The 8,057-nt window shown below is 75.1% G+C and carries 13 protein-coding genes; 3 read left to right on the forward strand and 10 right to left on the reverse strand.

Annotation, left to right across the window (positions count from 1 at the left end):
• The 3 genes from DZG00_RS09655 to DZG00_RS09665 form a co-directional block, all read right to left on the reverse strand.
• Positions 1-167 (reverse strand): NAD(P)-binding domain-containing protein (locus DZG00_RS09655; RefSeq protein ID WP_233550113.1); only part of this gene is annotated, 167 nt, incomplete at its 3' end.
• A gap of 91 nt (positions 168-258) precedes the next feature.
• Entirely contained in the window at positions 259-1,116 is an 858-nt protein-coding gene (locus DZG00_RS09660) for a MurR/RpiR family transcriptional regulator (protein ID WP_119383054.1), read from the reverse strand.
• Positions 1,113-2,456 (reverse strand): DUF3100 domain-containing protein, encoded by a 1,344-nt coding sequence (locus DZG00_RS09665; RefSeq protein ID WP_119455571.1) that lies wholly within the window; start codon positions 2,454-2,456, stop codon positions 1,113-1,115. The genes DZG00_RS09660 and DZG00_RS09665 overlap by 4 nt, the downstream gene beginning before the upstream one ends.
• Before the next feature lie 284 nt (positions 2,457-2,740).
• Here DZG00_RS09665 and DZG00_RS09670 point away from each other — a divergent pair, with 284 nt between their 5' ends.
• A complete protein-coding gene (locus DZG00_RS09670) occupies positions 2,741-3,301 on the forward strand; it encodes a dihydrofolate reductase family protein (protein WP_119383254.1) in 561 nt (186 codons plus the stop codon).
• 107 nt (positions 3,302-3,408) lie between these two features.
• Here DZG00_RS09670 and DZG00_RS09675 read toward each other — a convergent pair whose 3' ends face one another.
• Positions 3,409-3,906 (reverse strand): hypothetical protein, encoded by a 498-nt coding sequence (locus tag DZG00_RS09675; protein ID WP_119455572.1) that lies wholly within the window; start codon positions 3,904-3,906, stop codon positions 3,409-3,411.
• A gap of 141 nt (positions 3,907-4,047) precedes the next feature.
• Positions 4,048-4,596 carry a TetR/AcrR family transcriptional regulator gene (locus tag DZG00_RS09680; protein WP_119383323.1) on the reverse strand — a complete coding sequence of 183 codons (549 nt, stop codon included), beginning with the start codon at positions 4,594-4,596 and terminating at the stop codon, positions 4,048-4,050.
• An 83-nt stretch (positions 4,597-4,679) separates the two neighbouring features.
• Between DZG00_RS09680 and DZG00_RS09685 the strand changes: the two genes are divergently transcribed.
• Positions 4,680-5,120, forward strand: coding sequence for a DoxX-related protein (locus tag DZG00_RS09685; protein ID WP_119455573.1), 441 nt, complete (start codon positions 4,680-4,682; stop codon positions 5,118-5,120).
• A gap of 39 nt (positions 5,121-5,159) precedes the next feature.
• Here the strand turns inward: DZG00_RS09685 and DZG00_RS09690 are convergent, their stop codons facing one another.
• The 5 genes from DZG00_RS09690 to DZG00_RS09710 all read right to left on the reverse strand — a co-directional run bounded on the left by DZG00_RS09690 (position 5,160) and on the right by DZG00_RS09710 (position 7,553).
• Positions 5,160-5,744, reverse strand: a complete 585-nt coding sequence (locus tag DZG00_RS09690) for an NUDIX hydrolase (RefSeq protein ID WP_119455574.1) — start codon at positions 5,742-5,744, stop codon at positions 5,160-5,162.
• Entirely contained in the window at positions 5,741-6,220 is a 480-nt protein-coding gene (locus DZG00_RS09695) for a GNAT family N-acetyltransferase (RefSeq protein ID WP_311135915.1), read from the reverse strand. The genes DZG00_RS09690 and DZG00_RS09695 overlap by 4 nt, the downstream gene beginning before the upstream one ends.
• A gap of 14 nt (positions 6,221-6,234) precedes the next feature.
• Positions 6,235-6,615 (reverse strand): fluoride efflux transporter FluC, encoded by a 381-nt coding sequence (locus tag DZG00_RS09700; RefSeq protein WP_119383360.1) that lies wholly within the window; start codon positions 6,613-6,615, stop codon positions 6,235-6,237.
• Positions 6,612-7,121, reverse strand: coding sequence for a fluoride efflux transporter FluC (locus DZG00_RS09705; RefSeq protein WP_233549226.1), 510 nt, complete (start codon positions 7,119-7,121; stop codon positions 6,612-6,614). The genes DZG00_RS09700 and DZG00_RS09705 overlap by 4 nt, the downstream gene beginning before the upstream one ends.
• Positions 7,122-7,280: 159 nt before the next feature.
• Positions 7,281-7,553: a hypothetical protein gene (locus DZG00_RS09710; protein ID WP_119383234.1), complete on the reverse strand. Its 273-nt coding sequence runs from the start codon at positions 7,551-7,553 to the stop codon at positions 7,281-7,283.
• A 197-nt stretch (positions 7,554-7,750) separates the two neighbouring features.
• Here DZG00_RS09710 and DZG00_RS09715 point away from each other — a divergent pair, with 197 nt between their 5' ends.
• The gene (locus DZG00_RS09715) at positions 7,751-8,005 is read left to right on the forward strand and encodes a DUF4287 domain-containing protein (protein ID WP_119383233.1); all 255 of its coding nucleotides are present in this window, start codon (positions 7,751-7,753) and stop codon (positions 8,003-8,005) included.
• Positions 8,006-8,057: the final 52 nt, after the last annotated feature.

Consider the following 8,057-nt stretch of genomic DNA (forward strand, 5'->3'; position numbering starts at 1 on the left):
GTCTCGGCCGCCTCGCGCGCCGCCGCGGACGGGTCGCAGCCGACGACGTCCCAGCCGCGGCCGGCGAGGGAGGCCGCCATGGCGCCGCCCATGGATCCGAGCCCGACGACGCCGATGCGCCGCGGGGTCGTGGGGTCGAGGGGGTCGAGGGGGTCGGTGGGGGTCATGGGTCCTTCCGGTGCCGCGCGGGGGCGGCGGGTCGATGCGGGCGGGTCGGGATCGGCGGGCGAGCGGGCGCAGCGGGCGGGCGGCGCCGGGTCAGTCGGTGAACGTGCCGAGCTGCTGCCACAGCTCCTGGGTGCGGCGGAGGGCGGCGCGGCTGCGCTCGGGGTGCGCCGCCTCCATCCCGCTGAGCAGGCCGTAGACCACCGAGGTGGTGGCGGTCGTGGACTGCAGGAACGAGACGCCCTCGCTGGGCACGACGAGCGCGTGATCCGCGGCGGCGGCGAGGCGGCCCCGCCGCATGTCCGTGATGGCGACGACGGTCGTCCCCGCGGCGCGAGCTGCGGCCGCCGCGGCGAGCACGTCGCGCATCGGCCGCCACAGGCTCACGACCACGAGCACGTCGTCCGCGCCGAGCGTCGTCATGGCGGCCGCGAGGTGCGCGCCGCCGCGGCCCTCGAAGGAGATCGGGTACCCCATGACGGATCCGAGATGGGCGAGGATCGACGCCGGCGCGCCGAACGAGCCCATGCCCACCACGAGGATCCGGCCGGCCGATGCGAGCGCCGCGATCGCCGCGTCGCCCTCCGCCGGGTCGATCGACTCGAGCGCCCGCCCGAGGTTCGCGACGTCGCGCTGCAGGGAGGCGTGCACCGCCCCGGACGCCGCGGGCGGGTGCTCGCGCAGGGTCTCCTCGGAGGACAGGGTCGCGAGGTACCGCATCCGCAGCTCCTGCTGCAGCTCGGGCCAACCGCGGAAGCCGAGCGCCTGCGCGAACCGCACCACGGTGCTGGCGTTCACCTCCGCGCGCTGGGCGATCTCCGCGATCTCGGAGTACGACGCGAGCTGCTGGTGGTCGAGGAGCACGCGGGCGACCCGGCGGTGCGAGGGCGTGTGCCCCTTCGCGGGCTCCAGGTCGTCGAGCCAGTCGGCGAGCGGATCCGCCGCGCTCACGACCAGAACCCGAGCGCGAACTCCGCGATGACGGCCGAGAGCAGGAACGACGCCGTGATGGCGACGAGCCCGACCGGCACGATGCGCCACCCGACCGTCTTGAGCAGCGCCGCGTCCTTGCCGAGGCTGAGGCCCGCGAACGTGAGGGTGGCGCACGCGATCGACAGGAAGTCGATGGAGGTGACCACCGTGGTCAGCTCGGCGCCGATGGGCGAGTACGGGCTCGAGGCGAGGGCGCCGATCGTGGTGACGAAGACGATGGCGGACACCTTGCGCGTCACCCGCGCGAGCAGCTGGCTCACCAGCAGCAGGGCGATGAGGATCGCGTAGCCGCCGACGATGGACCAGCTCACCCCGCCCGCGAAGATCGACGCGGTGCCGATGCCCACGATCGCGAGGATGGGGATCGTGACCCACGGCCGGATCGCCACGGGCGCCGACGACTCGGCAACCCGCTCGCGGAAGACCCGGTTCGCCTCCGCGGCCTCCGCGGAGACGGCGACGGGCCCGGTCGCCGCCTCGGCCGCCGCCTGCTTGCGCGTGAGGAAGCGGTAGAACCGGTCGGCGAGCGGCAGCGCCACGTAGATGCCGACGTACACGCCGAGCACCGTGGTGATGAGGTTCGACACCGCGGCGATGCCGAGGATCGCGTCCTGCTGGCCGGGGTACGCCGCGATGATGCTGGCGGTGGACGCGGCCATCATCGACCCGGATCCGACGCCCGCGCCCATCGCGAGCGCCAGCGGGTCGAACACGTCGGCCGACGCGACGAGCGACGTGAGCAGCGTGATGTAGACCGCGCCGAACAGCGTGCCGAACACGTACATGGCGAGCACGCCGCGGTACTGGTCGGAGTCGGGCCCGTACTTCTCGCTCACCATCGCGAAGGCGGGCTCGCGGTCGAGCGAGAACGTGGCGCCGATGGTGGCCTTGCCCATCCGCAGCAGGACGGCGAGCGGGAGCGCGAGCGCGACGGTGCCGAGCAGGTGCCCGATCTCCTGCAGCAGGAGCGCGGGTCCGGCCTGCAGCAGCGTCGGGATGTTCGGCCCGATGTTGAAGGCGAGCCGCGCCACGAGGAACAGCACGGCGACGCCGACGAACGCGTTCGCGATCCGCTGGAAGTCGAGGCCGACGGGCCGGATCCGCTGGAACGACAGCGCGGCGGCGATGAGGAGCCCCCACACCATCGGGAAGAACACGATGGAGGCGGATCCCAGCGGCAGGGTGCGCTGCCCGATGATCTGCGCGACGAGCGCGATCACGAGGGCCGCCACCGCGACCGGCGCGACGCCGCGCAGGCCGACGACGGACCTCGTCCTCTCTCCGACGGTCGTGGTCATGGGACGTCCCTTCGCGAGGTGCCGGAGCAGGTGCTCGAGCGGTGGTCGATCGGTGCGGGCGGCGCCTGCAATCCTCGTCGCGGAGGGCGGATCCTGCAATGGCCGTTGCAGACGAGACTAGGCAGCTCCCGTTTCCGCGTCGATGCGCGCGTGTTGCGGCCGTGTGAACGCGACCTCGCCTCGTCCGCCGGGGCACGGATGGCGGCCGCCTGCCCTCCGGGCCTGGACGCGCCGCCGCCCGGCGCGGATCATGGCGCCCACACCCGAGCTCGAGGAGGAGCCGCATGCGCCGGATCACCGCAGGACTGTTCGCGTCCGTCGACGGCGTCGTGGAGTCGCCGAACCTGTTCCAGTTCGACAGCTTCGACGCCGAGCTCGGCGCCGGGATGACGCGCCTCATGGGCACGGTCACCACGGCCGTGCTCGGGCGGCACGGCTACGAGGAGTGGTCCTCGTACTGGCCGCAGGCACCCGCCGACGACGCGTTCGGCGCCTTCATCAACCCGATCGAGAAGCTCGTCGCCTCGCGCACGCTCACCGGCGAGCTCGGCTGGAACGCGACGCTCATCGAGGGCGATGCGGTCGAGGCGCTCAGGGCGCTCAGGGCGCTGAAGCGCACCGACGGCGGCGAGATCGGCGTCTTCGCGAGCATCTCCCTCGTGCGCCAGCTGCTGTTCGCGGGGGTCCTCGACGAGCTGACCCTGATGATCCACCCGGTCGTCGCGGGCGCCGGCCGCCGCATGTTCGAACCGGACGACCCGATGACGCGGCTGGAGCTGCGGCGCTCCGAGACCACGAGCGCGGGGAACGCCCTGCTGACCTACGCGCTGCGCACCGGGAGCTGACCCGCTCGGGGCGCGACGGGGTCGCCTGCGGTCGGCGGACGCGACGACGCCCCCGGCGCGTGCCGGGGGCGTCGGTGCTGCCGCGGGGCGACAGGGGTCGGGCTGGCCTAGCGCAGGGTCACGTGCGGGGAGCGGATCGGGTACACGATCCAGTGCGTCCAGCGGGTGTCGACCGAGCCCGTCGTCCAGCGGTAGTTCGCGCCGCGGGAGCAGGCGAAGTCGCTGTAGGAGGAGACCGTGTAGCGCGCGTTCGCCAGGAGCTGGACGCCGATCTCGGTCCAGGTGTTCAGGCCGGACTGGGGCAGGTCGACGCAGCGCGACCAGCCGGGCCGGCCGTTGTCGGGGTTCGGCCCCTGCACGTAGATCGACACGACGACGTCGCCGTACCGCTGCATGTGCGCGGAGAAGCGCACGGTCTGGCGGCGCACGTAGTGGTCGGAGGCGGCGACCGGGTCGCCGGCGGGGGCCGAGCCGGTGGCCGGAGCGGCCGACGCCTGCGCGGCGGGTGCGGCGCCGACGCCGACGAGGGCGGACCCCGCGACGACGAGGGCGGCGAGGGCCACGCGGGTGCGGCGCGGACGCGGAGCGGTGGTGCGAGCGGGCACGGGGATCTCCGATCGGGGCGGGTGCGGATGCGGGGCGCGGGGACGACCCGCGGGATGACGCTAGGGCGTCGGCCGCGTGCGGACCGGTACGTCAGACGAACGTCTGGTGAAGAGGGGGAGGGCGCCCGACTCCCCCGCTGGTCAGCCCGCGGGGAACGAGAACAGCACCTGCGCGATGCGCCGCGTGAGGGCGACCGGATCCTCGCCCGCGTAGCTGCGCTCCAGCGCGCCCGACCCGTACAGCATCACGAGCCCGTGCACGAGCGCGAACGCGGCGAGCGGGGAGTCGGGCGTGCGCGGCTCGACCGTCGCGACGCCCGCGAGCAGCACCTCGTCGGCGGCGGCGCGCGCGGCGGCGAGGTCGGGATCCGCCGGGTCGATGCGCGAGGGGTCGAACATGACGGCGTAGTGGCCGCGGCCCGGACCCGTCGCGAAGCGCACGTACGCCTCCGCCGCCGCGAGGAAGTCGGGCGCCTCGCGGAGGGCGTCGCCGAGCCGGCGGAAGCCCTCGGTCGCGAGCGCCGTCATGAGGCTGCGCCGGTCGCGGAAGTGGTGCCCGGGCGCCGCGTGCGAGACGCCGACGCGGCGGGCGAGCTCGCGGAGGGTGACCGCGTCCGGACCGTCTGCGGCGACCATCGCGGCGGCCTCGCGGAGCAGGGCGGAGCGGAGGTCGCCGTGGTGGTAGGCCATGCGGTCACGCTACGCGCATGTTGACGTTGACAAGACCGCCGCCTCCCGGCATGATCTTGACGCCGTCAAGATGCTGGAGACCCATGATCCCGTTCGCCGCCCTGATCGTCGTCGCCCTCGAGGCGCGGCTCGTGGGGATCGCCGTCCCCCTGCCGTACCTGGACGGCTGGCCGGCGTCGGTGGCGGTGGGCCTCGCGGCCGCGTTCGCGCTCGGCGCCAGCGCGCACTTCCGGGAACCGCGTCGCTCCGGGCTCGTGTCGATCGTGCCGCCGGCGGTGCCGCGGCCGGAGCTCGTGGTCACGATCACGGGCGTCCTCGAGATCGCCGGCGCGATCGGGCTCCTGATCCCCGCCCTCCGCACGGCTGCCGCGATCGGCCTGGCGCTCCTCCTCGTCGCCGTGTTCCCCGCCAACGTGCGCGCGGCCCGCGGCTGCCGCCACCCGGACGCCCCGACGACGCCGCTGCCGCTGCGCACCGGCATCCAGCTCGGCTTCCTCGCGGCGTGCGTCGTCGCGATGGCGTGAGCGCGCGGTGCGGCGCGTCGGTCGAGGTCGCGCGACCCGTCAGCGCGGCGCGACCGGCGGCAGCAGGCCCTGCTCGGCGGCGGCCGCGCGGGCGATCAGCAGGGTCGGGTCCTCGATCCCGCCCGCGGCGATGAGCGCGTCGAGCTCGGCGACGGGCATGCGGACGAGTCGCACGTGCTCGGCCGGGTCGGAGCGGTCGGCGGTGCCCGCGGTCGTCGGCGTCGTGCAGGCGAACACGTGCACGAGCCAGGACGCACGGCCGGGGTTCACCGCGTAGGTGCGCAGGGGGCGGACCTCGGGCGCGACCAGCCCGAGCTCCTCCTCCAGCTCGCGGCGGGCGGCGTCGACGGGCTGCTCGGAGGCGTCGCCCGCGCCGCCGGGGAGGTCGAGGATCCAGCGCCCGAGCGGGTGCCGGTACTGGCGCGACAGCAGCACGTGGTCGCCGTCGATCACGAGGGTGGCGACCGCGAACGGCACGCTCTCGTCGACCTCGTAGCGGGACCCGGATCCGTCGGGCAGCAGCATGTCGTGCTCGACGAGGACGACGCGGCCGCGGTGGAGGTCGCGGCGGCCGGTCGTGGTCCAGGTGCGCTCGGGGTCGGGGGTCGGATCCGCGTACGTCACCCCGCGAGCCTAGGGCGCGACATCCGCGACGGCCCCCAGCGCCCGGGACCACGCGACCTCGCGCGCCAGCTGCCCGCTCGCGCGGAATGCGACGACCTGGCGGGCGTCGGGCAGCGCGGCGCCAGCGCGTCGCGGTCCGCCTCCGCGAAGCCGAGGCCGCGCCAGAACGGACCGGACCGCCGCGAGAACAGCCAGGCGCGCTCGGCGCCGGCCGCGGCCGCCTCGGCGAGCGCGTGCCGGGCGAGCTCCGACCCGAGGCCCGCGGACCGGAGCTCCGCCGCGACGGCCACGCTGCGGATCAGCGCGTGCCGTCCGTCCGCGCTGAGCTCGAACCCGGTGCTGGCGGTGACGCGGCCGTCCGCGTCGCGACGGATCCAGAGCCGCACGCCCGGGTCGTCGAGCCCGGAGACCGTGAGGTCCGCCGCCGCGAGGAACGCGTGCAGCGCCTCGACGTCCTCGGCGGCGGCAGCGGTCACGGGCACGAGCTGCGTCACAGCGCCCGGCCCATCGCGATCCCGAGGCCCGCCGCCACGATGCAGACGACGAGCATGCCGACGCCGTTCGCGAGCGCCGCCCCGATCCGGCCCGCCTGCGCGAGCCGCACCGTCTCGAGGCTCGCGGTGCTGAAGGTCGTGTAGCCGCCCATCAGGCCGCCGCCGAGGATGAGGAGCAGGTCGTGCGGGAGGCCCGCCTGCGCGGCGGCGCCGGTGAGGAGGCCGAGGCCGAGGGATCCGGTGACGTTGATGACGGTCGTGCCCCACGGGTACGCCGCGCCGAGGCGGCCGCGGATGACGCCGTCGAGGAGCAGCCGCAGCGCCGCGCCGACGCCGCCGGCCACGCAGATCAGCGCGAAGACGAGCGGGCCGGTCACGACGCCGCCCCCGTGGCGCGCCCGGCCGACATGCGGCGGTGGATCCCGGCACCCGCGGCGATCCCCGCGACCGACGCCGCGGCGCCGACCACGAGCGTGAGCCCCGCGTACGCGAGCGCCGTGCCGATCGCGGATCCGGTGAGCGAGGCCGCGTCGGTCGCGAGCGAGCTGTATGTGGTGAAGCCGCCGAGCACGCCCGTGCCCACGAGCAGGCGGATCGCGCGGCGCCGTCCCTCGTCGGGCCCGCGGCGGGCGAGCGCCTCGAGCAGCGCGCCGAGCACGAAGGCGCCGACCACGTTGATCAGGAGGATCGTCACGGGGAGGCCCCCGGCGGGCGCCGGCCAGGTGAGGGCGAGGGCCTCGCGGATCCCCGTGCCCACGGCGCCGCCGAGCGCGACGAGGCCGAGCGACGACCAGCGGAGGTGGACCGGGCGGCCCGGGTCGTCGTCCACCTCGATGTCGCTGTCGAGGGGCGCGCTGTCGCGGGGCGGTCGGTCGTCGGTCATGGGGTCTCCCATCTCGGATGGCATGGCTAGCCGTGAGACAGGGACTGTCGTCGACGAGGATGTCGAGGTTCGGGTACGGCGAGCCCCACCGCCGTGCCTCCCGCGGGAGGCCCCTCCGTCAGGAGGCGGGACCATTGAACCACGGCCGCGTGGGGCTCCTCAGCGGTAGGTGTACAGGTCGGGGTCCGCGCACGCCGGCTGCTCGTCGCCGCACGCCGGCTCGTCCTCGGTGCGGTCGAGCACCTCGAACCGCACGGCGGAGCGCGGCGTCATGAGGACCGACACCTCCCCCTGCCCGACGGTGGCGAAGTCGACGAAGCGGGATCCGCCCGTGACCGCCGCGACGATGCGCGACTTCAGGTCGGCGACGTCCTGCCCGTCGGCGAGCTGGAACGGATGGCCGTCGATGCGGATGCTGGTGGTGATGTCCATGTGACCCTCGTGATGTGCGGCGCGGGAGAGGCCCGGCGTCCTGACGAGCAGCCCGCGGGGTCCGGACGGGCGTGCTCGCTGTGTCGTCCAGGCTACGTCGGCCGGCGCGCAGGGTCTCCCCCTTGACATCCGCGGCACCGGGGTACGCGACGCCCGCCCCCCTGTCGCCGCGGGCCGGTCGCGGATAGCGTCACGGCATGGACACCCACGGCATCGTCGCCCCGCCCCCGCCGCCCGGAGGGCAGCGGGCGAAGGGCCCCGCGTCCTACTTCCCGAGCATCGAGAAGGCGTACGGGCAGCCGGTCCAGCACTGGATCGACCTGGCGGACGCCCGCCTCGCCGTCGAGCCGCACATGCAGGTGGTCGCGTGGCTGAAGGCCGAGCACGGTCTCGGGCACGGGCACGCCAACGCGGTCGTCGCCTTCGTGCGGGCGGCGCGCGCGTCGGGCTGAGCGACACCGCCCCCGCCGCTCGCCGCATCGCACCGCCGCGCCGCCCGTAGCC

This window comes from Clavibacter lycopersici (assembly GCF_003576405.1).
Lineage (GTDB): Bacteria > Actinomycetota > Actinomycetes > Actinomycetales > Microbacteriaceae > Clavibacter > Clavibacter lycopersici.